Genomic DNA, 22133 nt, shown 5'->3' with positions numbered 1-22133 from the left:
GCAGGGGCCGCTCAGCCGGCCAGCGGGTCCAGGACCAGCGGCTGGATCTTGCCCTCCATCATCGCGCCGAGGCCCTGGACCGCGCACACGTCGGGGCGTTCGGCGATGTGCACCGGCATGCCCGTCGCGTCGCGCAGCATCTGGTCGAGCCCCGGCAGCAGGGCCGAGCCGCCGACCATCATGATGCCGCGGTCCGCGAGGTCGGCGACCAGGTCGGGCGGGCAGTCGCGGAGCACCTTGCCGATGCCGTCGAGGACCGCGGTCAGCGGGGTGTGGATGGCGTGCCGGACCGCCGCCGTGTCCACGTGCACCGAACGCGCGAGGCCCGTCGCCACGTCACGGCCGTGGATCTCGGTCTGCTCGGGTCCGTGCGGGGTGAGGCCGTTGCCGCTCAGGGCCAGCTGCAGAGGTCGTACGGACTGCGAGGGCAGCATCAACTCGTGGTGCTGGCGAAGGTGTTGGACCACCGCGTGGTCGATGGCGTCGCCGCCGACGGGAACCCGGTCGGCGGTCACGATCGCGCCGAGGGAGAGGACGGCGATCTGGGTCGTGGCCGCACCACAGACGATGATCATCGTCGCCTCGGGCTGCTCGACGGGCAGCCCGCAGCCGACCGCGGCGGCGATCAGCGTGTCGACGAGCTCGACGCGGCGCGCGCCGAGCCCGACCAGGGTCTCCACGGCCGCGCGCTGGGCCAGCGGATCGGCGTCGTGCGGGGTGCATGCCGCCGCGCGCAGACGGGGCTTGCGGCGCAGGGTGCGGCGGAGCTTCTCCCCGATCAGGTGGCGCAGCATCCGCTGGGCCATCTCGATGTCGACGACGGTGCCGCCGGAGACGGGACGCACGACGCGGATGTAGCTGGGGGTGCGGCCGGTCATCTTCTCCGCGAACTCGCCGACCGCGATCAGCGCGCCGGTGCGGGTGTTGACCGCGGCGCAGCTCGGCTCGTCGACGACGAGACCCGCACCCTTCACATACACGCGGGTGCGCGCGGCACCCAGATCGACGGCGAAGTGGCAGCGGCGCAGCTGCTCCAGACTGACGGTCATGGCAGTTCCTCCCGAGAGCGCAGACCGTGGGCGGGCCGCGGGTCCGCGGTCCTTTTGGCATCGTGCGGCGGAGGGGCGGATACCGCGCGCTGAGGTAGGCCGTACGGGGCGGAATTGCGCCGGGCGCGCGCGTGAACAGGTCAGTGCCGGTCACATTTCTGACGCTGCGCCACTTTGCCGGACGGCTCCTACGAGGCACTTCCGCGCACGGCGTCGACCAGCTGCGACAGGTCGCGTACGACGAGGCGGGCGCCCAGCCCCGTCAGAGTGCTCGCGTGCTTGGCCGACGCCGCGTAGCCGATGAATGGCAGGCCGATCGCCCGCGCGGCGAGCAGCTCCGCCGGGGACGAGCCGATCAGGACGCCGTGCGGGGTGGGGGAGCCGGGCCGGTGCAGCGCCCGGTGCAGGGCGTCGGGGTGCGGCATCAGGAGGGCCGGATCCGCGGAGCGCCCGTGCACCCCAGCGCGTACCGCCGGTGAACGGCTTGCCAGGTACGCCGAGATGACGTGCGGCGACACGTCGGAGACGACCGAGACCGGGCGGCCCGTGGAGTTCAGGGTGCGCACGAGGAGGTCGGCGTCGCGGGTCGGCCGGGCGGTACGCAGAGCACGGAGCTCGATCTCGTCGAGGCGGGCGCGCAGGGTGCGGGCGAGGCGGGGGGTGCGGGCGAAGGTCCGCAGAACGTCGAGGGGGTGGATGTCGAGTTCGAGGGGCTCCTCCAGGGGTACGCCGGTCAACGCGTCGTCCGGGTCGCGGAGTTCGGTGGCCAGGGCGGTGAGTTCGCGGGCGGCGTCGCGGGCGCGGGCGTAGAGCTGTACGAGGGGGCCGTCGAAGGCGAGGAGGTAGGACTCGGCGGTGGCCAGGGCGCGGGTGAGACGGTCACCGCTGTCGGCTCGTGTGTCCGTGTCCGGGCGTGTGCGGGCCCGCACGAGGGCGGACGGCGACGACAGCTCCCAGCGCACCACGTACCCGGGCACCGGCCAGCGGTTCAGGCGGCGCAGCACTTTCTCGACGTCGAGGGGTGACGGGAGGCGGGCGGCCTCGGTCTCCAGGCGTTCGGCCAGCGTGGAGGCCAGGTCGAGGGACGCGTTCTGGACGGCCTGTACCGGGTCACTGACCTGGACCCGGGTGAGGACGCCCTCCTCGACGGGGATCTCGCGCTCGGTGAGATCGACCTCGTAGTACTCCCACAGCAGGTCGGACTCGTCGGGCGGGTCCAGGCCGAGGCTGCCGGAGGGGTGGCGGTAGACGAGTGCCGTGCGGTCGTCGAGGGCAGTGGGCGCAGTGCTCTCGGACGGCATGGGCAGCGGGCCGCGGATCAACGGTTCCTGGAGCGGGTCGGCCTCCACGTGGCCGAGGCGCCGCTCACATTCCTCGGCGGCGTCCGGACCCAGGACGATGGCGACGGTATCGATCAGCGCCCGTTCGCCGTCGGCACTGCTCAGCGCCACGCTCGCCAGGATGCGTAGGTCTGCCTCGGCGTCGTCGCCGGGCACGTGGACGCGGCGATCCAGTTGTGTGCTCAGCTCGCCCGCGAGCCGGTCGCGGGTGTCGAAGTCCGCCATGGCGGGCAGCGCGCCGAGCGCCGCCACCACGTGGTCGCGGTCGTCCTGGGTGAACCGGGTCAGCGAGCGGTACCAGTACGAGGACGTGGCGTCGACGCGCCTGGTGTGCAGGCCCAGCGACGTGGCCGTGCCCCGGTCGATGATCGCGGGGTGCGCGGCTACCTGGGACAGGGCTCCGGTGCCGACGAGTTCCTCGCCCACCGCGTCGCGCTCCGCCCGGCGCCCGGGGCCCGCCGGCCAGAAGACCGCGGAGAGGTGGGCGTCCGGCGGAAGCTCGGTCACCGTCGCGGTGAGGAGCCGCACGGTGGCGTCCGCCGTACTGAGCTGGATCTCGTAGCCGTGCGGATGCGGGGCCGGCCGGGGCGAGTGCGGGGTCAGCTGCGCCATCAGCATCAACCGGTCCAGCTGGTGACCGAGTTCTGGAGTCGCTCCACCGGGGCTCTCGAACAGGACGATCGTGTGGCCCGCGGCCACATCGCGTGCTGCCATCAGGTCCCGGCGCAGTTCCGTCAGGACCGCCCCGACGCGGCCGTTCTCCGCCAGGTACCCCTCGTAGTCCTCGAACGACTCCAGCGCCTCGTCGATCCTGCCCAGCTGCCGCAGGGCGATCATCTGGAGGCGCCGGAAGTCCTCCCGGGAGGGGTGCTCGCGGACCAGCCCGGCGAGGGCCTCGGCGGCGCGCTCCGGTTCGCCCAGGTCGAGGTCGAGTTCGGCGCGCTGTCCGAGGAGGGCGAGGCGGAGCTGGGTCAGGCGGGTGCGGGCGGTGGCCGCGGCGGGGCCGGGGACTCCGTCGAGGGGGGTGCCGCGGTACAGGGAGAGGGCTACGGAGAGGTGGTTCCGGGCGGACTGGAGGTCGCCCGCCGCGCGGTCCCGTTCCGCTTCGGTGACGTGGGTCTGGAGACGGATCGCGTCCACGGTGTCGGTGCTGGTGTGCAGGGCGTAGGCGTCGGGGAGGGTCGCGAGCCCGAAGGCGTCGGGACGAAGGCGCAGGCCCAGGGCGGTGTCTTCCACCGACGGTGTGGTGGCGCCGGGGGCTGCATCGCCCCGGATGCCCTGGGCGAGTTCGGCCATCGGGACGGGGAGGCCGGGTTTGAGCAGCAGCATGCACAGCAGGGCTTGCTCGTCCGGTGAGAAGTCGTCGAGGAGCCGCGTTCTGCCGTCGGGCGTCGTGCGGGTGACCTGGACCCGGCCGAGCAGCTCGTAGGCGTACCGGGAGGACCGCGGCAGAGGTGGCACGTCTCGGGCGAGGCGACTCAGGGCGTTCGTGCGGGTCGGCGCGTCGGGGGCGATGAGCTCGTTCCCCAACGGAGCGCCCAACTCGACGAGCAGGGAGTGGAGTTTCGCGCAGTCGTCCGCGCGCCCGGCCGCCCTTCGGAGCAGTCCGGGTTCGAACAGGGAGAGCTTCACCGTGCCGTCCGGCAACAGCATCACCCGGGGCAGGCCGATGCGGCCGTGCGCGCAACCCGCCTCGTGCACCGTCGTCAGGGCGTGGGCGAGCGACTGGGTGATCCGGCCGAGCAGGTCCCCGGGCAGTTGGTGCAACCGGTACGCGTCGGACGGTACGAGGGAGTCGAGCGGAATGCCCTCCAGATGTTCCACGACCGTGTACGGATCGCCGTCCTCGGTGAAGCCGAAATCGAGCAGCCGCGCGACGCCGGGGTGGTCGATACCGGCCAGGACCCGGGCGTCCCGCAGAAAGGCGTCTCGGTCGGGCGCGGCGTGCAGCTTGACCAGCACCGGGCGATCCAGGCGCAGGTCGTGTGCCATGCGCACCATGCCACCGCGCAGCCTGCGCCCGAGCCGGTACCGGTCGGGGAGGGCGCGGGTCCCGGCACCGGCCATCCGCCGCACACTCTCCACCCGCACCGCCGCGAACGCCTCCTCCCCCTCCGCGCCCCGCGTACTCGCCCGGAACTCCCCGGCCGCCGCCCCCACCCGTTCGTCGATGAGCCCGCCCACCCGGGCCAGGAAGGCATGGGTGCGGGTTCGGGACGTGCGGGGGAGGGAGCGCAGGAGCAGGTCGCGGACGCCGGCGCGGAAGGCGTACGAGCCGGGCGGGCCGGAGGCCGTGGTCAGCAGGCCGCTGAGGATGACCTCGGCCAGGTGTTGCGGGCGCGGGTCGGGTTCGAGGGCCGCGTGGACCAGGCGCATCACGGGCAGGTGCGGGACGCCGACGGCCAGGTGGCCCGCGAGACGGTAGGCCTCGGGGGACGCCGTGGCGCGGAAGGCGCGGACCAGGTCCTCCGGAGTGCGGGGGAGGGGGCCCGCCTCGGCCGGCGGGGTGGGGTGAGGCCTCAACCATGCCGCCGTGCCCGGGACTTGGGCGCCGCCCGGCGCTCCGACCAGCCGGGACCAGTTGGCCAGCCAGGGTGCCGACGTCTCCAGGACCGGGAGGGGGAGGGCGCCGTGGGGGAGCGCGTCCTCGGCGTCGTACGGAGTGAAGCGGAGCGCGGGCAGTGGGGCCGCCGGGTGCGGTGCCGTGAAGCGGCCGGGGGCGGTCGGCAGGGCCGTCGTGCGCCAGAGGTGTTCGGGGAGGGGCTGGAGGAGGGCCAGCGGGGTGTGGCTCGCCAGGGTGTGCAGGGTGCGGTACCAGCGGGTTCCCGCCGGGCCCCGGTGCCACTGCGGGCCGGTGCCGTCGCTGAGCAGCAGCACCGCGGTGCGGCCGTCGCGCGGCAGCGCCAGGTGCGGGACGCGGCCGTCGGGGGTGGCCGGGTGCACGGTGATGGTGCGGAAGATGCCGGACTGGGTGAGTGCGGTGTGCAGTTCGCGCAGGAGCGGGCGCCAGACGGGCATCGTCGGGCCCGTGTCGTGGATGAGGGCCAGGCGCAGCCAGCGTTCCGGCGCGGGGTGCAGCACGGGCAGCCACATGTCGTGGGCCGCGCCGAGCCGGGCGATGCGGTTCGCGGTGGCGGCCTCGTCCAGCACGGGGCGGCCTGTTCTGGCCGGCACCCGGCGCTTGAGCGGGCGCAGGGCGCGTTGCAGCGCGAGGGGGTGGCGCAGCATCGGGGGCGTAGGGGCGAGCAGGGAGGCGGCCGTCGGCTGCGGGGACGGGTCCACGTAGAGCGGGACACGGTCGGGTTCGGGGTTCGGGTGTGGGTGCGGGGGACCGGGCGGGGCGGACGGGACGGGTGGTGGCGGCGGTGGTACGTCCGCGGGGGACGGGTGTGCGGGGGCCCGGAGCGGCGGCTCGGGTGTCTGCTGTGGTGGAGGCTCGATGGAGGAGCTCTCCGGTCCCGTCAACTGCCGTGCCAGCCACAGCACTTCCGCCAGCTCGCGCGCCGTCGGGGCCGTGCCGTCGTCGGTCGCGGACCGTAACAGCTCGGCCAGCCGGGCCAGTTCAGAGTGCATCGGTGTCCGCGAGCCGTCCCAGGCCCGGCATCAGGTGTGCGGCCAGCTCGTCGCGGGTGGCGGAGTCCAGGCCCGCCGCCCGGGTCAGATAGATGGCGTTGAGGAGCTGGTCCGTGGCGAGTTCGCCGGTGTTGGCGCGGGCGAGGAAACGGGAGATCAGTACGTCGGCCTGGTCGACCGTGTCGCCCAGATGGGCGCGGACGATCTCGGTGAGCTGGTCCCGCTCCGGCCGGTCGAGACGGAGCGTGACGCAGCGGCGCAGGAACGCGGGCGGGAACTCCCGCTCGCCGTTGCTGGTCAGTACGACGAAGGGGAAGGCGCGGCAGCGGACCCGGCCGGAGACGATCGGCACCCGCTGGTCCGTGCCGTCGGCCCGCACCCGCGCCTCGCCGCCCGCGCGGACCAGCTCGGGGATCTCGTACTGGCCCTCCTCCAGGACGTTGAGCAGGTCGTTGGGCAGGTCGAGGTCGCTCTTGTCGATCTCGTCGACGAGCAGGGCGCGCGGCCGGTCGTGGGGGAGCAGTCCGGTGCCGAGCGGGCCCAGACGCAGGTGATCGGCCACCCCGGAAGCTCCGCCCCCTCCGGTCCCTTCGTCCGCGCCGTCCGCACCCTGCTCGCGCGCCGCGTACAGCCGGGACAGCGGGTCGTACTGGTAGAGGCCGTCGGCGAGCGTGGAGCGGCTGGTGATGTTCCAGCGCAGCACCGGGCCCAGCTTCAGCTCGCGGGCGACCGCGTAGACGAGGGACGACTTCCCGGTGCCGGGCGGGCCCGTGACGAGCAGCGGGCGCCTCAAGTACAGGGCAGCGTTGACGAGTTGGACGCTCTCGGCGGTTGCCCGGTAGGTGCGCGCCCGGTGCGCCCGGTCCGGTGAGACGGCCGCCGCGTCGTCCGCGTCGGTGGGCGTGGCCAGCGCCGGGCCGCCGTCGAACGCGCGCCACGGCGGCGGTGGAGGCAGCCGGTCGACGCCGTCGTGCGGCTCGTTCGCGCCGGTGTACACGGGCCACTCGGACATGACTCTCGATCTTTCGTCGGCGGGAGATTCGGCGGGATTCGGTGCGGGATTCGGCGGGGGATTCGGTGGGCGGTCAGGCTACGGGCGAGCGGTGACGGGCCGGGCTGTCGCGCGGGTCGGGCAGACAGTGCGGGGCGTCCCACAGCAGCTGCACGTCACCGGCCCAGTGATCGTTGTCGGAGTCCGCCTCTTCGCGTAACTCCTTCATCTGTTGGGGCAGTTCCGTGAGGTCGGTGCCGGAGAGGAACGGTTCCAGGCGGTCCAGGAACGTCGCGCCCGCGCACTCCGTGCCCGGTTCGTGCGGCGCGCCGCAGTCGCCGCGCGGCCACAGCAGCGCGGGCACGGGCTTGGTCAGTGCCGCGTCGAAGCTCGGGTCGGGGGCGGTGCCGGGCGGCCGGGCGAAACCGATGACGTCGGCGTCCCGCAGCGCGTCCTGGCCGACCGGCGTGGCCCGGTCGCAGGCCACGCGCCCCACCGTGCGCACCGGCCGACCCATGGCCTTCTCCCAGCGGTGCGCGAGCCGGCGGTGCTTGCCGATGTGGCGGCGGGCCGGGTGGATGACGACGACGGGGTAGGCGCAGCCCAGTGTGGTCGGCTCATCGGGGCCCGCGGGCCAGCGGTCCACCGGCCAGTTCAGCCATGCCGACGGCAGCGTGAAGGCCACCAATTCGGCTGTGCCGAGCGGGAGATGGGCCAGTGCGTCATCGATGACGTCACGCACGTACACGGACACCTCCGCGGTGTGGACAGTGGTCGAGGCGACCGGGCGGAGCACACCCCCGCTGTACGCCGACACCTCCACGAGCGCCTGGTCAGCGCCCGCGCCGCTGCGCTGCACGTCGAACAGGACGGGTGTCCAGCGCGGGCGGGCGGCCGGGGCGGCCGGGGCGTTCAGCAGTCGCTCCAGCTCCTCGGCGAAGCGCACCACCGACTCCTCGTCGGCCTCGGCCAGCAGCCAGGCCGCGGCCGCCCACAGCGAGTCGAAGCCGCCGGGCGGCAGATCCTGGCCGAACTCGCCCACCGCATACCGGAAGAGCTTGTCCGGCCCGCAGTCGATGCGGGCGCGGGTCACCTTCTCGACCAGGGCGAGCACCCGCCGGGAGTCGGGGGCCGGCGCCGACAGCTGCTCGGCCAGTTCCGGGCAGTGGCCGGCCAGCACGTCGAGCGGCAGCATCCGGCCGCCGCGGCCGTTGATCGCGGCGACGGCCATGCCGACGACCTGGTGCGTGGTGGCGAGCGTGACCGCCGATCCGCTGAAACCCTCCTCCAGGACCTGGCCGTGGCCGTCGTACGCCTCCAGCTCCACCCAGTGGCCGCGCACCCGCAGATCGGACTTGGCGCGGTACACCGCGATCGTGCCCTCGTCGAACCTGCGGGGGAAGCCGAGCGCCAGCAGTCGGGGTGCCGGGTGGCCGAACGCGGCCTCGGGCGGCGCGAGTTCGGCCGGTGGTACCGGCGCGTCCCGGTCCAGGGCGAGGACGGCGACGTCGCCGGGGTGGCCGCGGTCGTCCTCCGTCCAGCCCCCGTGGCTCTCCAGACGGGCCGGGACGGGAGCGCTGCCGTACCGCTGGGTGAAGGTGACCGTGACCGGGGCGCCCGGGGTGAGGTTGTGGGCGCAGGTCAGGATCTTGCGCGGGGTGATCAGGAAGCCGGCGCCGGTGCGAGGGCCGCTCTCGACGCGGACCTGCCAGTTCGCCGCGCTCATGGCCGGGTGGTGTCCGCCGGGTCCGGGGCGGTGGGTGGCTGCTCGCGCTCCCGGGGCCCCTGAGGAGTCCAGCTCAGCCGCACCACGAGGTGGCCCTCCGCCGTGCCCTTCGCGATGACCGCGCCCGCCTCCGCCGACATCTTCACACCGAACTCGAGCTCGACGCCGTCGGGTCGGAGGGCGCCGTCGCGCAGCACGCGCAGTGCCGACTCCGCCGCCGAGCGGACCGAGGCCAGGGACGACTCGAACGAGTTCGTGGCGCGGACCGCGCCGGTCTCGCGGGAGATCAGCCGGGCGCCCGACGCCGCGTCGTCCTCCATCGCCCTCTCGAACAGGACCGGTGTCCCGTCGTCGCCCTGAACCTGGAACTCGACCAAGCCGTCCATACCGAAAGCCCCCCGTGCGCTGTTGCGTAGCCGCTCCCATTGTGGCCGCCGGTGGCGGGAAGACGCCAGGGCAGCACCCGCCAACCCACGGCAACTTCCCCGCAACACAAGCCCCCTGACACTCTTCGCAGCACTCGGGCACCACCCCCGGTCCGAGGCGCCTACGAAGAGAGGCAACGATGTCCAGAGGACCTGCCGCGAGACGCGGCGCGGCCCTGTTGTCCGCCGGGCTGGCGTTCGCGCTGCTGCCCGCCGGCGGCTCCCACGCCGCCCCGGGAGCGACCCCCGCCAAGGCGGCCGGCGCCGCGCACACCGTCACCCTGGTGACCGGTGACAAGGTGACCGTCACCGAGGTCGGCGGCGGGAAGAAGGCCGTCACCGTCGACCGGGCGAAGGGCGCGACCGGCGCCGTGCGCACCCAGGTGTCGGGCGGTGACGTCACGGTCGTACCGGACGAGGCCCGGTCGTACATCGCCGCCGGCGTTCTCGACCAACGGCTCTTCAACGTCAGTGAGTTGATACGGCAGGGGCTCGCCGACGGCAAGGCCGACGCGACGCCCCTCATCGTGACCTACGCCGGACGGAGCGCACGCGCCGCGGCCGCCGTCCCGAAGGGCGCCGAGCGGACGCGGACGCTGCCCAGCATCGGCGGCGCCGCCGTCGACGCCGACAAGGGGCGGGCCTTCTGGAAGGACCTGACCGCCCCGTCCGGTACCGAACTCGGCGCCGGAGTGGGCAAGGTCTGGCTCGACGGACGCGTCACCGCCGACATGGCCGACAGCAACGCGCAGATCGGCACTGCGCAGGCGTGGGAGGCCGGGCTCACCGGCAAGGGCGTGAAGGTCGCCGTCCTCGACACCGGGTACGACCCGTCGCACCCCGACCTCGCCGCGCGCGTCAGCGAGTCCAAGTCCTTCATCGAGGGCGAGGAGGTCGCCGACGCCAACGGGCACGGCACGCACGTCACTTCGACGGTCGGTGGCTCCGGCGCCGCCTCCGACGGCAAGGAGAAGGGCGTCGCCCCGGACGTCACCCTCGCCGTCGGCAAGGTGCTCGGCAACGGCGGCTCCGGCAGCGAGTCGCAGATCATCGCCGGGATGGAGTGGGCCGCCAAGGACATCAAGGCGAAGATCGTCTCGATGAGCATCGGCTCGGACGGGGCCAGCGACGGCACCGATCCGATGGCCGCCGCCGTCAACTCCCTCTCCGCGGAGACCGGCGCCCTCTTCGTCATCGCCGCGGGCAACTACGGCGCCCCCGGCACCATCGGCTCGCCCGGCGCCGCCGACGACGCCCTCACCGTCGGCGCCGTCGACTCCGCCGACGAGGCCGCCTACTTCACCAGCCAGGGCCCCCGCGTCGGCGACAACGCCCTCAAGCCCGACCTCTCCGCGCCCGGCGTCGACATCCTCGCCGCACGTTCTTCCCTGGTCGAGGGCAGTGGCTCGTACGAGACCATGAGCGGTACGTCGATGGCGACACCGCACGTCGCCGGTGTCGCGGCCCTGCTCGCGCAGAAGCACCCGGACTGGACCGGCGCGCGGCTCAAGGACGCGCTCATGTCCAGCAGCAAGCAACTCGACGCTTCCGTCTACGCGTTGGGGTCGGGGCGGGTGAGCGTGCCGGACGCCATCGGTGCCGACATCACCGCCACCGGCAGCGCCGACCTCGGCTACTACAAGTGGCCGTACGACAGCAATCAGCCGGTGACCAAAACCGTCACCTACTCCAACTCGTCCGACTCAGCTGTGGAGTTGAGTCTTGCCGTGCAGGACGCGCCCGACGGGGTCGCCACCCTCGCCGACTCCACGCTGACCGTGCCCGCGCACGGCACCGCGTCCACGACGGTCACCGGCGACGGCGCGAAGGCGGCCGTCGGGAACACCAGCGGGCAGATCGTGGCGAGCGCGGGCGGCAGGGCCGTGGCGCACACGGCCGTCGGCCTGGTGAAGGAAGAGGAGCGGTACACGCTGACCGTCCACGTGAAGGACCGGGACGGCGCGCCCGCCGAAGCGTTCCTCGCCGTGCAGCAGCTCGTCGCGCACACCGACCCGCAGAGCGCCGTCACCGGTGACGACGGCACGGTCGAGTTGCGGCTGGCGCCCGGCACGTACTACGTCGACTCGTTCCTCGACGTCCGCGGCAGCCACGGCAAGGACTCGCTCGGCCTCGGCTATCTCGCGAACCCGGAGATCAAGCTCGACCGCGACCGTGACATCACCCTCGACGGAAGAGAGTTGAGAGAGGTCGCCGCCGACGTCGGGCGGACCGCCGAGACGCGGCAGATCGTCATGGAGGCCGACCGGCAGGCGAACGGCGCCGAGCTCATGAACGCCGTCCAGGTCCCCATCAAGTACGACAGCCTCTTCGCCGCCCCCACCCGCAAGGTCACCGAAGGCGGCTACGAGTACCGCACCGTGTGGCGGCTCGGTAAGCCGGTGCTCCAGGTCGACGGGGTACGGGACGCCGTCGTGCAGAGCGGCGGCACACTCACCGAGGGCCGCCGCACGCTCTCCGTCGTCGACGCGGGTGCCGGTACGGCCGCCGACTACGCGGGCAGGAACGTGCGCGGCAAGGCCGTCCTCGTGCGCGCCGGTGACACGACGACCCCGGCCGAGGTCGCCCAGGCTGCCCAGGACGCGGGCGCCGAGGCACTGTTCGTGACCGACGACGCGGCGGGCCGTCTCAACACCTACTTCGGTACCGACGACTACACCGACCGGCCGCTGCAGATCGCGACCGTCGACGCGCAGGGCGCCGCCGTCCTCGCCGCGGCCGCGAAGAAGGGCCGCGAGATCGGCATGACCGGCACCCGGTACACGCCGTGGGTGTACGACCTCAGCGAAGGGCACCAGGGTTCCGTCCCCGACGGCTCGCTCGTCTACCGCCCCGCCGCGGGTGAACTCGCCGTGCGTGACGTGAAGTTCCACGCGGTGAAGCCGCAGGACGGCGGCGAGTTCCGTTACTCGCTCACCGACACCTTCGCCGTCGGCCTCGGCTTCCTGGAGAGGGTGGCCTTCCCGGCCGAGCGCACCGACTACGTCTCCACGGGCGCCGGCCAGAAGTGGCACGAGTCCGTGCAGGCGGGCCCCGCGCTCTCCTGGGAGCAGCGCAGCGGCCTGATCAGCTACCGGGGCGGTACGCGAAAGGAGCTGGACTGGTTCAAGCCGGTCTGGCACCCGTGGCTGGGCACCGGGCTCACTTGGGGCCAGGAGCGCGCGGGCAACAACATCTCGCTGAACACGCCCGGTTGGGGCGACTCGGGACCGGACCACACCGGCTTCGGCGACGCGTACAGCTCCGACTCCGGGATGACCCAGGAGACGGCGGTCTACGCCGACGGGGTCGAGGTCGACCGCAGGACGAGCTCGGGCGCGTACGTGTGGGACGCCGCCCCGGCCGAACGCACGTACAAGGTGACGACGGACACCGGGCTCGACGCCGGGCTGTGGGGCCTCGCGACGAAGGGGCACGCGGAGTGGACGTTCAAGTCGGCCGCGACACCCGCGGACAGGTCGACGCCGCTCACCCTCATCAACCTCGGCTTCGACCTGGACACCGGCCTCACGGGCGCGGTGCGGGGCGGGAAGCGCCTCCCCGTCGGGATCTTCGCCGAGTACACGGCGGGCGCCACGGCCACCGGAAAGCTCGGCGGGGGCAGGCTGGAGGTGTCGTACGACGACGGCGCCACCTGGAAGTCCGTGTCCCTGAAGGGTGAAGGGGCCTCCTGGAGTGGGGAGTTGAACGTGCCGCGTGACGCGAAGTACGTCTCACTGCGGGCCTCGGCGCGCGACGACAAGGGCGCGGCCGTCTCGCAGGAGGTCGTCAGGGCCGTTCCCGTCCAGTAGGAGACGGCGGGAAACACGCGGCGGCGCCGCCTCCCCGTGGGACCGGGGGAGACGGCGCCGCTTGCGTGCTTTCCGACGGTGTTGCACCGCGGTGTTGGACCGGGTGTTACACCAGCCAGCCGACGAAGTGGACGATGCCGGCGAGGATGTCGGTGAGCAGGTTCATGGTGGTACTTCTCCTCGGTATTGCGTCTTACGTGTGTGGGACGTGCACGTGCATCGCGATGCGTTTCGCTACGGTCTGCAGCCCGTTGCTTGCGCCCCGTAAGCATCGTTGGTGACGCGTGCCCCATGCAAACTCTGGAGCGACGATCACCTGTTCCAGGGAACAACTGCTCCCTTGTTCGTTTTCGCGGGCGCTACCGGGCTGCCTCCGCGATGCCCCGTGCGACCCCCAGGTCCACCAAGTCCTGCGGCCGGACGCGGAGTTGATCCGCGGTGTGTTCCGCCTGGTCGGGCGGGCGTTTGAGGATCGCGGCGGCGAGCTCCGGCGCGATGACGGAGAAGTACGCGTCCGGCGCCACCCAGGTGCGGTCCGGCGCCGCGAGCGCCAGGGCCCCGCCGGAGCCGCCCTCGCCGATCACCAGCGTCGTCACCGGCACCGGTGACTCGGCGACCGCGAGGAACACCTCGGCGATCGCCGGTCCCGCCCCCGCTCGTTCGGCCGCCGCGCCGTTCGCCGCGCCCGGGGTGTCCACGAGGGTGAGCACCGGGATGCCGAGACGGCCCGCGAGACGGATCAGGCGTGCCGCGGTCCGGTACCCCGCGGGGGTCGTCGCCGTCCCGCACTGGGCCGCGTACGCGACCGTCCCCGTCCCGTGCGTCCCGAAGCCGCAGAGCACGCCGTCGTCGGTGCCGCCCGCGCGGTCGCCCCGCAGGTCCTGGCGGTCGGTGAAGTAGGCATCCAAGTAGGCGCGGGCGCGCGGGCGTTGTGGGTCGCGGGCGCGCCGCACCGCCGCCCAGCCGGTGGGCGGGAGGTCGGTGCGGCCCAGGGCGTGCGGGACCGCGGCCGGGCCGGAGCCGGGCCGGGTGAGCAGGCGCAGCCAGTGGCCGAGCGTGGTGCGCAGTGCGGCGGGGGCGACGATCGCGTCGATGGACCCTGCCGCAAGCTGGCCCTCCGCCGTGTACGCCGACGGGTCCGCGTCCGGCGGGCGGACCCGGGAGCCCGCGAACCCGATCTGCGCGCCCGGTACGGCCAGCGTGACGTCGGCGCCCGCGCCCAGGGTGGCCCAGCCGCCGCCGGTCGTCGGATCGTGGGCCACCGTGATCTGCGGCAGGCCCGCGGCCCCGGTGAGCGCCATCTGGCCCGCCACGCGCTGGAGTTGGGTCAGCGCGATCATGCCCTCCTGCATGCGGCTGCCGCCCGTGGCGACCGTCGTCACCACCGGGAGGCGGTGCCGGCGGGCGTGTTCGTGGGCCGCGACGATCCTGTCGCCGGTCCGCCGGCCCAGGGAACCGCCCAGGTAGCCGAAGGTGAACGTGATCAGGACCGTCGGGGTGCCGTCGACCGTGGCGGTGCCGGTGGTGACGGATTCCGTCGCGCCGCTGCGGGCCGCGGCGCGGGTTCGGGCCGCGTCGTAGTCCGGCCAGTCGAGGGGATTGGGGTCGGTCGGTGGGGGCGGGTGCGGGAGTTCCCGGAAGCTGCCGGGGTCGGGGATCGCCATTTCGCTGTCGGCGGTCGGGGGAGCGGCGGCGGGCGCCGCGGCGTCGTGGTCGGTCGCGCCCCTCGCGGGGCGCTTCTCATCGGCCATCGGACAGGGACCGCTTCAGGATCTTGCCCATGTCGTTGCGGGGCAGGGACTCCAGGTGGTGGACCGTGCGGGGGCGCTTGTGCGGGGACAGCCGGGACGCGACGTGGTCCGCCAACTCGGCCTGTGTCGGCGGGTGTTCGGCGTCCGCGGGGACGATCCATGCCACCACGCGCTCGCCGAGGTCGTCGTCCGGGGCGCCGGTGACCGCCGCCTCCTTCACGCCCGGGTGCTCCAGGAGCGCGTTCTCGATCTCGCCCGCGCCGATCTTGTAGCCGCCGCTCTTGATGAGGTCGGTGGCCTTGCGGCCGATGATGCGGACGTAGCCGTCGGGGTCGCGGACCGCCATGTCGCCCGTACGGAACCAGCCGCCCGGCGCGAACGCCGCCTCGGTCGCGTCGGGGCGGTTGAGGTAGTGCAGGAACAGGTTCGGGCCGCGGACCTGGATCTCGCCGACCGCCTCCGGGTCGTCGGGGGCGACCTCGGTGGTCCCGTCGTCCTCCGTCAGACGTACCTCCACGCCGGGCAGCGGCACGCCCACCGTGCCGGGGCGCGGCTCGCCGTCCGCGCGCACGCTGGTGTTCATCAGGGTCTCCGTCATGCCGTAGCGCTCGATGACGCGCCGACCGGTGGCGGAGGTGATGCGCTCGTGGTCGTGGACCGGGAGCGCCGCCGACCCCGAGACCAGGAGCCGCGCCGAACCGAGGGCCTTCGCGAGCGCCGGGTCCGTGGGCAGGGACTCCGCGACGCGGTGGTACATCGTCGGGACGCCGAACAGCATCGTCGCCCCCGTGGACAGCTCGCGGGTCACGCCCTCCGTGCTGAAACGGCCCAGGTGGCGCACCGCGCCGCCGCGCCGCAGCGGGCCGATGACGCCGAGGATCAGGCCGTGCACGTGGAAGAGCGGCAGCCCGTGGGTCAGGGTGTCCGCGTCCGTCCACTGCCAGGCGTCCCCGAGCGCGTCGATCGTGGAGGAGACCGCGCGGCGCGGCAGCACCGCGCCCTTCGGCGGGCCCGTCGTGCCGGAGGTGTAGACGACGAACGCGGGGGTCTCCGGATCGGCCGGCTCCGGCGGCAGCGCGGGAACCGTCGCCGTCACGGGCGCGTCCGCGGCCACGTCGATCCGAGGCAACTCGGCGAGGGCGTCCGGGAGTTCGGCGTCCGGCGCCGCCAGGATCGCCTCCGGGGCGCTGTCCGCCACGATGTGGCCGAGCTCGCCGCCGCCCGACTTCGGGTTCAGCGGCACGGCGGCGACCCCGGCGAGCAGCGCCGCGACCACGCCGACCGCGGTCTCCAGGGTGGACGTCGCCCACACGGCGACCCGGGCGGACCCGCTGATCCGGGACGCGAGCGGCGCCGCCACCGCCGCCAGCTCGCCGTACGTCAGGGCGCGGTCGCCGAAACGCAGGGCGGGACGGTCGGGGGTGTCGAGCAGGGCGGGCAGGAGGGGGGTCGGGCGTGCTGGCACGGGTCGCTCCTCGTGATGCGGTGCATCTGGATTGGCTGATTGGCTCAGCCAATCCGAGCGTGCCGTGTGGCAGGCGCCGACGTCAAGGACGTACGCTGCCGGGCACATGACGAGGAAGGGCCAGGATGACCGACGCACTGCGGCCGATGGGGGCGCGCCCGCGCCTGTACGAGCAGGTGCTCGACCGGCTGCGCGCGTACGTCGCCGAGGGCGGGCTGCGCGCGGGCGACCGGCTGCCCACCGAGCGTGACCTCGCCGCGCGACTCGGCGTGAGCCGGGCCTCCGTGAAGCAGGCCATCGTCGTTCTCGAGGTGCAGGGCCTCGTCGAGGTGCGGCACGGCGGCGGCACGTATCTGGTGCGGGACGGGCTCGATGTCGCCGAGCCCGTCGAGCGGCTCGTCGAGCGCAAGAAGCGGCTGCCGGACGTTCTCGAGGCGCGCGAGGCGCTGGAGACGAAGCTGGCCGAGCTCGCCGCCGAGCGGCGCACCGACGCCGACCTCACCGCGTTGCGCTCGGCTCTGGACCGGATGGCCGAGGACATCGGGGCGGGCGGGCTCGGCATCGAGGGGGACCGGCTCTTCCACGCCGCCGTGACCGCGGCCGCGCACAGTGCGCTGCTCGCCGCGTTCATGGCGGAGATCGACGAGCCGATCGCCGAGTCGCGCAGCGAATCGCTGCGGCAGCCCCGGCGGCCCGGGCGGTCGCTGGCGCAGCACCGGGCGATCCTGGAGGCCGTCGAGGCGGGCAACGGGCGCGGCGCCGCGGCGGCCATGCGGCGGCATGTGCGGGCTGTGGCCAAGGTGCGGTTGCTTGAGTGGGAGCCGGGGATCGACGGGGCCTGAGATGCGGTAACTCGCCGTCTCGGGTGGGGTGTTCGTTGTCGGGTGTGGCGCCGTCGTGGTTGCTCGCGCAGTTCCCCGCGCCCCTTTCGGGGGCTTAAGCTCAGGGCTTCATCACCGTAGAGCCATGTGCTCGGTGACGGAGTCGGTGTGGAGTGCGCGTCCCCGCTCCATGCCCGTAAGGGAAGGCTTCAGGCGCTGTCACGGGTCGGCCATCCGGACGCCGACGGCCCCGTTGTGACGCGTCCCGCCGGGCTTCGAAAGGGACGTGCCGTGCCGTCGGCGAACTATCGCACCCTGCTGCGCACTCCAGGTGCCGCCGCCTTCTTCCTCACCGCCTGCGTCGGGCGGGTCGGGCTCGCCATGACCGGGCTCGGCATCGTCTGGCTGGTGCACGCGCGCACCGGGTCGTACGGGGCCGCCGGCCTCGTCACCGGATGCTTCGCCGTCACCGACGCGCTCGCCGGGCCCCAACTCGGCCGTCTCGTCGACCGGTTCGGGCAGACCCGCACCCTGCCGTGCACGGTGATCGCGCACGCCGGGGCCGTGGCGCTGCTCGTGACGGGGGCCGTGCCGGACCCGGTCGCCGGAGCACTGGTCGGGGCCACACTGCCGCAGATCAGTGCCTTCGCCGCCGCCCGCTGGTCCGCGCTGCTGCACGACGGGCCCGACGGGGCGCTGCCGCGCGCGTACGCCCTCGAATCGCTCGCCAACGGGCTCTCCTTCCTCGCCGGTCCCGCCCTCGTCAGCTCCGCCGGAGCCGCCGGGCATCCACGCCTCGGCACCCTGCTCGCGGCGGCCCTCGTGGTCGGCGGCGGGCTCGCCCTCGCCGCGCAGCCGCGCACCGCGCCGCCGGTCGAGGGGCGGGCGGCGCGACAAGGCGCCGGACGCGCGCTGCTCAGCCCCGCCTTCGGCCGGCTCGTCGCGGTCACCCTCGCCCTCGGCGTCTTCTTCGGCGCCCAGCAGGTGTCCATCGGCGCCTACGCGGTGGAGCGCGGCACCCCGGATCTCGCGCCCCTGCTCTACGCGGTCTCCAACTGCACGTCCCTGGTGGGTGGTTGGCTCTACGGGCTGCGGAAGTGGCCGCTGTCGCCGGTGCGGCAGCGGACCGCCGTCTGCGCCGCGCTCGCCGTCGTCGTCCTGCCGCTGACCGTGCTCGACGCACCGCTGCCGATCGCCGTCTGCCTCGCCCTGACCGGACTCGCCGTGCCGCCCCTGCTGATCCTCTTCTCGCTCCTCACCGAGTCGACCGTGCCGCGCGCCGTCCTCACCCAGGCGTTCACCTGGGGCGGCTCGGCGAGCGCGGCGGGTGTCGCCGTCGCCGGTGCGCTTGCGGGGCGGGCGGTGGATGCGGGTGGGGCGCATGGAGGGTTCGCGGTGTCGGCGGCGGCGACGGTGGGGATGACGTTGATCTCGGGGTGGCGGGGTGGTCGCCTCGGGTGATCCGCCTTCGGGGCTGACGGGTGCGCCCGGTATGCGGCTGGCGGGTCTCGTCGTGGCCGGTCGCGCAGTTCCCCGCGCCCCTGAAAGATCTGCGTCTGCCCCACGGGTGTCTCGTCGCGATCCGACGGCCGGTGGTCCTGCTTCGCGCAGTTCCCCGCGCCCTGAGAGGCCTGCGGCCTTCAGGGGCGCGGGGAATCAGCCACGACGAGACCCGCAGGCCGCACACCGGGCGCACCCGGCAGACGCGAAGGCGCCCCGCGTTAGCCTCGGGACGAGAACCGCAGTCCGCACCCCGAGGAGCAGTCCCGCATGTCCCGCATAGCCCTCGCCACCTACCGGCCGGGACCCGACCAGCCCGTCGACCCCGATCTGCCGCTGCTCGTCGCGGAGCTGGGGCGGCGCGGCGCCGACGCCGCCGCCGTGGAGTGGGACGACCCGGAGACCGACTGGGCGTCGTACGACCTCGTCGTCGTCCGGTCGACCTGGGACTACAGCTGGCGGCGTGACGAGTTCCTGGGCTGGGCCGCGCGGTGCGCCTCCGTCACCCGGCTCGCCAACCCCGTCGACGTCATCCGCTGGAGCACCGACAAGCGCTACCTCGGCGAACTCGCCCGCGCCGGGGTGCCCACCGTGCCCACCTCGTACGTCGCGCCGGGTGACACCCCCGAGCTGCCGGACGACCGCGCGTACGTGATCAAGCCGACGTCCGGCGCCGGTGCCCGGTACGCCGCCCGCTACACACCCGGCGAACGGGCGACCGCGCTGGGCCAGTTGGCCCGGATGCACGCCGAAGGGCTGACCGCGATGGTGCAGCCCTACGTCTCCGGGATCGACATCAGCGGCGAGCGCGCCGTGCTGTTCTACGGCGGGCAATTCCTGCACTCCATACGCAAGGGTGCGGTCCTCTCCGAGGGAACGGCCTTCGACGTGCGGAAGGTCGCCCATCCGTCACTGGAGGCGTGGCGGCCCAGCGAGGCCGAATTCGCCGTCGCCGAAAGGGCGTTGGACGCCGTGCCGGGCGGGCGGGATCAGTTGTTGTACGCGCGCGTGGATCTGGTCGACGGGCACGACGGGCAGCCGTGCGTGATGGAGCTGGAGCTGGTCGAGCCGAACCTGTTCCTGAGCGCGGTGCATCCCGGTTCCGTGCCGGTCGTCGCGGAGGCGATCCTCAAGGTCGCTTCCTAGATCTGCGTCCAGCGCTGCAGCAACCCGTACGTGAACTCCGCCCGCACCGCGTGCGGCGTGCCCGACGCGTCCGGCGCGGTGAAGGCGAGCCCCCACCGCGTCGGCGCCGATCCCTCCAGGGGGCGGGCCGGCGGGAACGCGCGGGCCGCCTCGTCCACCGTGCAGGACCACGGGGTCAGGTCCGCGAGCGTGCGCAGGGCCGGGCCCGGGGCGCCCGGGGTGCGGATCAGCCAGTCGTTCCAGACCGCGCCCTGCGGGGAGAGGAGCACCTCGAAGCGCAGGTCGGGCCAGAGCGGCACCGGCCACAGCAGCGCCTCGCACTCCATGTCGCCGATGCGGCGGATCAGCCGCCGCTCCGGGGCGCCGAGCACCGAGCGGTAGCGGGAGACCGCCGCCCTGGCGCGCGGGGAGCGGACCATCGCCTGCCAGCGCCGGTTCGCCTCCCGCATGTCGGCGACCGAGACGCCGAGGTCGGCGCGGGCCGTCTCCACGAGCTCCGGGTTGTGGTCGGCCATCCGGCGCAGCAGCACCAGCTGGAAGTGGAGCGGGGTGAAGGGCTCAGCGGGGCCGGTGGACGGTGTGGGACGTGGCATGTTCCCCATGGTCGCGTACGCCGCCGGGTCCCGGGGTCCGCCCGTCGGGGAGGAACAGCACCGAGTTCACGTAGCGGGGGCGGCGGCCCGTCGGGGTCAGCGCCCGGCGCAGCAGACCCTGCGCGGCCAGGTGCGCGGTGCCGCGCTGGTGCGCCGCCAGATCGAAGGCGGGCAGCGGAAGCCAGGTGGCGCCCGGCAGCACCCAGCCCTCGTAGTCCAGCGCCCGCAGGTGGTCGATGACCGGGCCGATCGGCTGGATGCGAGTCTCCAGCTCGATGAAGAGCGCCGGGCGGTCGCGGGCCAGCACCTCGCGGGCCCCGCGCAGGACGCGCAGCTCCGCCCCGTCCACGTCGATCTTGACGAAGTCGATGTCGTGGAGCGGGAGTTCGTCGAGGGTCACGCACGGCACGGGGTGCGGCGCGTTCGCGTGCAGGCCGTCCCGGCGGACCAGGGACGACACCCCGCGCTCGCCCCGCGCGTCGTTCGGCGGCTGCCACAGCAGGGCCGTGCCGTGCCGGTCGCCGGCCGCCGCCTGCAGCACCCGTACGTTGTCGGGCGCGGCCGCGGCGAGAGTGCGGGCCAGGTGCGGCACCGGTTCCAGGGCGACCACGTGCCGGGCGCGGGCCGCGAGGCGGTGCGTCCACGGCCCGTACCAGCCGCCGACGTCCACGGCCGTGCCGCCGACCGGCACCATGTCGGCGAGGCGGGCCAGTTCCGGCTCGAAGCGGGGATAGAGCGCGCGGGCCGCGGCCGCGGTCAGCCGGGCGGGCAGATAGGGGGCGACGCGGGCTGCGAGGGTGGTCACGGGAGCACCCGGCGCGCCTGCTCCATCCGTTTCAGGATGCGCTCGTGCTCGTCCTCGGAGACCTGCTCGCCGGACGCGGGGAGCAGCTGCGGGATGCCGTCGACGATCGGGTAGCGGCGGTGCAGGCGCGGGTTGTAGAGCGCGTCGTCGTCCGGCAGGAGCGCGAGCGGGCCCTTGTCGAGGGGGCAGGCCAGGATCTTCAGCAGCGGGTCGTCAGGGTTCATGAGGCAACAACTCCCTTGGTTTCGTGGCGGGTTCGTCCGGTTGCGGGGTGTCGTGCTTCGGCATCAGCAGGAGCACGGCGACGGCGAGCACCGTGCCGGTGACGCGCAGGGCGAGCCGCACCGGCTCGTGCGGCAGCGACTCGCCGAACGCGAGGGTGCCGAGCACGGCCGTGAACAGGCAGGTCACCGTGGTGCACACCGGCACGATCAGCGAGGCGCGGCAGCGCTGCAGCGCCGCCTGCGACATGACGAGCCCGCACGCCCCCGTGCACAGCAGCAGATACGGGTACGGGGACGCGAACAGGCGCGGGATGTCGGGGAGCACGCCCGACGCGCCCTTGATCGCGAGCGAGCTGACGCCGTAGAGCAGGCCCACCGCGACGCCGTACTCGACGCCGGTGGTCGGCATCCGGTGCCGGTGCCGGGCACGCCGCTCGGCGGCCGCGTACAGGTACAGGCCCGCGCCGAGCGAGGGCAGGCAGACGGTCAGGATGAGCGGGGCCGGGGCGTCGCCGCCGATGGTCTCGCTGCCCTGTCGCAGCGACAGGACGACCATGAGGAGCGCGGCCAGGATCGCGGCGATGGCGTACCGCTCGCGGCCCGAGGTGTGCTCGCCGAGCAGCCGCGAGGACAGCAGCAGCAACAGCACGAGCCCGGAGACGAAGATGCCCTGCGCCGCGGCGATGGGAAGCGTCCGGTAGACGGCGAGCTGGGCGCCGAACCCGGAGGCCAGGGCGATCGACCCGGCCAGCCACAACGGGCTGGTGACCACGTGCCGCAGAAGCAGTACGGGGCGGCGCACGCTCACCTCGGGCAGCCGGGTCAGGGCGCGCTTCTCCAGGACGAAGCCGACGCTGTACAGCGCGTTCGCGAGCAGGGCCGCGCCGACGCCCCACGCCACGGCGGGCATCGCCG

Annotated in this window: 15 protein-coding genes; 4 read left to right on the top strand and 11 right to left on the bottom strand. The window is 73.8% G+C overall.

Features of this window, described 5'->3' with window-relative positions:
- Positions 1 to 11: 11 nt before the first annotated feature.
- The 5 genes from B072_RS0115890 to B072_RS0115870 all read right to left on the bottom strand — a co-directional run bounded on the left by B072_RS0115890 (position 12) and on the right by B072_RS0115870 (position 9065).
- Entirely contained in the window at positions 12 to 1049 is a 1038-nt protein-coding gene (locus tag B072_RS0115890; RefSeq protein ID WP_018530950.1) for a rod shape-determining protein, read from the bottom strand.
- A gap of 188 nt (positions 1050 to 1237) precedes the next feature.
- Positions 1238 to 5962, bottom strand: coding sequence for an SAV_2336 N-terminal domain-related protein (locus B072_RS45550; protein WP_158689195.1), 4725 nt, complete (start codon positions 5960 to 5962; stop codon positions 1238 to 1240).
- Positions 5952 to 6974, bottom strand: a complete 1023-nt coding sequence (locus tag B072_RS0115880) for an AAA family ATPase (protein WP_018530949.1) — start codon at positions 6972 to 6974, stop codon at positions 5952 to 5954. Before B072_RS0115880 ends, B072_RS45550 begins: the two co-directional genes overlap by 11 nt.
- A gap of 73 nt (positions 6975 to 7047) precedes the next feature.
- On the bottom strand, positions 7048 to 8679 hold the full coding sequence (locus B072_RS0115875) for a trypsin-like peptidase domain-containing protein (RefSeq protein ID WP_018530948.1): 1632 nt from the start codon (positions 8677 to 8679) through the stop codon (positions 7048 to 7050).
- On the bottom strand, positions 8676 to 9065 hold the full coding sequence (locus B072_RS0115870) for a CU044_2847 family protein (RefSeq protein ID WP_018530947.1): 390 nt from the start codon (positions 9063 to 9065) through the stop codon (positions 8676 to 8678). The genes B072_RS0115875 and B072_RS0115870 overlap by 4 nt, the downstream gene beginning before the upstream one ends.
- Positions 9066 to 9244: 179 nt before the next feature.
- Between B072_RS0115870 and B072_RS0115865 the strand changes: the two genes are divergently transcribed.
- Positions 9245 to 12913, top strand: coding sequence for a S8 family serine peptidase (locus tag B072_RS0115865; RefSeq protein WP_026245884.1), 3669 nt, complete (start codon positions 9245 to 9247; stop codon positions 12911 to 12913).
- Between the two features lie 359 nt (positions 12914 to 13272).
- Here B072_RS0115865 and B072_RS0115860 read toward each other — a convergent pair whose 3' ends face one another.
- Positions 13273 to 14577, bottom strand: coding sequence for a carboxyl transferase domain-containing protein (locus tag B072_RS0115860; protein ID WP_043244076.1), 1305 nt, complete (start codon positions 14575 to 14577; stop codon positions 13273 to 13275).
- A gap of 76 nt (positions 14578 to 14653) precedes the next feature.
- Complete coding sequence (locus tag B072_RS0115855; RefSeq protein WP_018530944.1) at positions 14654 to 16129, bottom strand: acyl-CoA synthetase; 1476 nt, start codon at positions 16127 to 16129, stop codon at positions 14654 to 14656.
- Between the two features lie 125 nt (positions 16130 to 16254).
- Between B072_RS0115855 and B072_RS0115850 the strand changes: the two genes are divergently transcribed.
- The 3 genes from B072_RS0115850 (at position 16255) to B072_RS0115840 (ending at position 19596) form a co-directional block, all read left to right on the top strand.
- Positions 16255 to 16971: a FadR/GntR family transcriptional regulator gene (locus tag B072_RS0115850; RefSeq protein ID WP_018530943.1), complete on the top strand. Its 717-nt coding sequence runs from the start codon at positions 16255 to 16257 to the stop codon at positions 16969 to 16971.
- A 270-nt stretch (positions 16972 to 17241) separates the two neighbouring features.
- On the top strand, positions 17242 to 18411 hold the full coding sequence (locus B072_RS0115845) for an MFS transporter (protein ID WP_018530942.1): 1170 nt from the start codon (positions 17242 to 17244) through the stop codon (positions 18409 to 18411).
- A gap of 309 nt (positions 18412 to 18720) precedes the next feature.
- Positions 18721 to 19596: an ATP-grasp domain-containing protein gene (locus tag B072_RS0115840; RefSeq protein ID WP_018530941.1), complete on the top strand. Its 876-nt coding sequence runs from the start codon at positions 18721 to 18723 to the stop codon at positions 19594 to 19596.
- Here the strand turns inward: B072_RS0115840 and B072_RS0115835 are convergent.
- Genes B072_RS0115835 through B072_RS0115820 form a run of 4 tightly spaced genes read right to left on the bottom strand, consistent with a single transcriptional unit; the run spans position 19593 to position 22128 of the window.
- Entirely contained in the window at positions 19593 to 20189 is a 597-nt protein-coding gene (locus tag B072_RS0115835) for a hypothetical protein (RefSeq protein WP_018530940.1), read from the bottom strand. The two genes, B072_RS0115840 and B072_RS0115835, sit on opposite strands and share 4 nt — an antisense overlap.
- The gene (locus B072_RS0115830; protein ID WP_018530939.1) at positions 20155 to 20994 is read right to left on the bottom strand and encodes an FkbM family methyltransferase; all 840 of its coding nucleotides are present in this window, start codon (positions 20992 to 20994) and stop codon (positions 20155 to 20157) included. The genes B072_RS0115835 and B072_RS0115830 overlap by 35 nt, the downstream gene beginning before the upstream one ends.
- Complete coding sequence (locus B072_RS0115825) at positions 20991 to 21218, bottom strand: Trm112 family protein (RefSeq protein ID WP_018530938.1); 228 nt, start codon at positions 21216 to 21218, stop codon at positions 20991 to 20993. Before B072_RS0115825 ends, B072_RS0115830 begins: the two co-directional genes overlap by 4 nt.
- Positions 21208 to 22128: a hypothetical protein gene (locus tag B072_RS0115820; RefSeq protein ID WP_018530937.1), complete on the bottom strand. Its 921-nt coding sequence runs from the start codon at positions 22126 to 22128 to the stop codon at positions 21208 to 21210. Before B072_RS0115820 ends, B072_RS0115825 begins: the two co-directional genes overlap by 11 nt.
- Positions 22129 to 22133 lie beyond the last annotated feature (5 nt).

This window comes from Streptomyces sp. HmicA12 (assembly GCF_000373565.1).
In the GTDB taxonomy this organism is placed as follows: Bacteria; Actinomycetota; Actinomycetes; order Streptomycetales; family Streptomycetaceae; genus Streptomyces.
The sequence above is the reverse complement of the archived record's forward strand: the minus strand, read 5'-3'. Positions and strand labels throughout refer to the sequence as shown.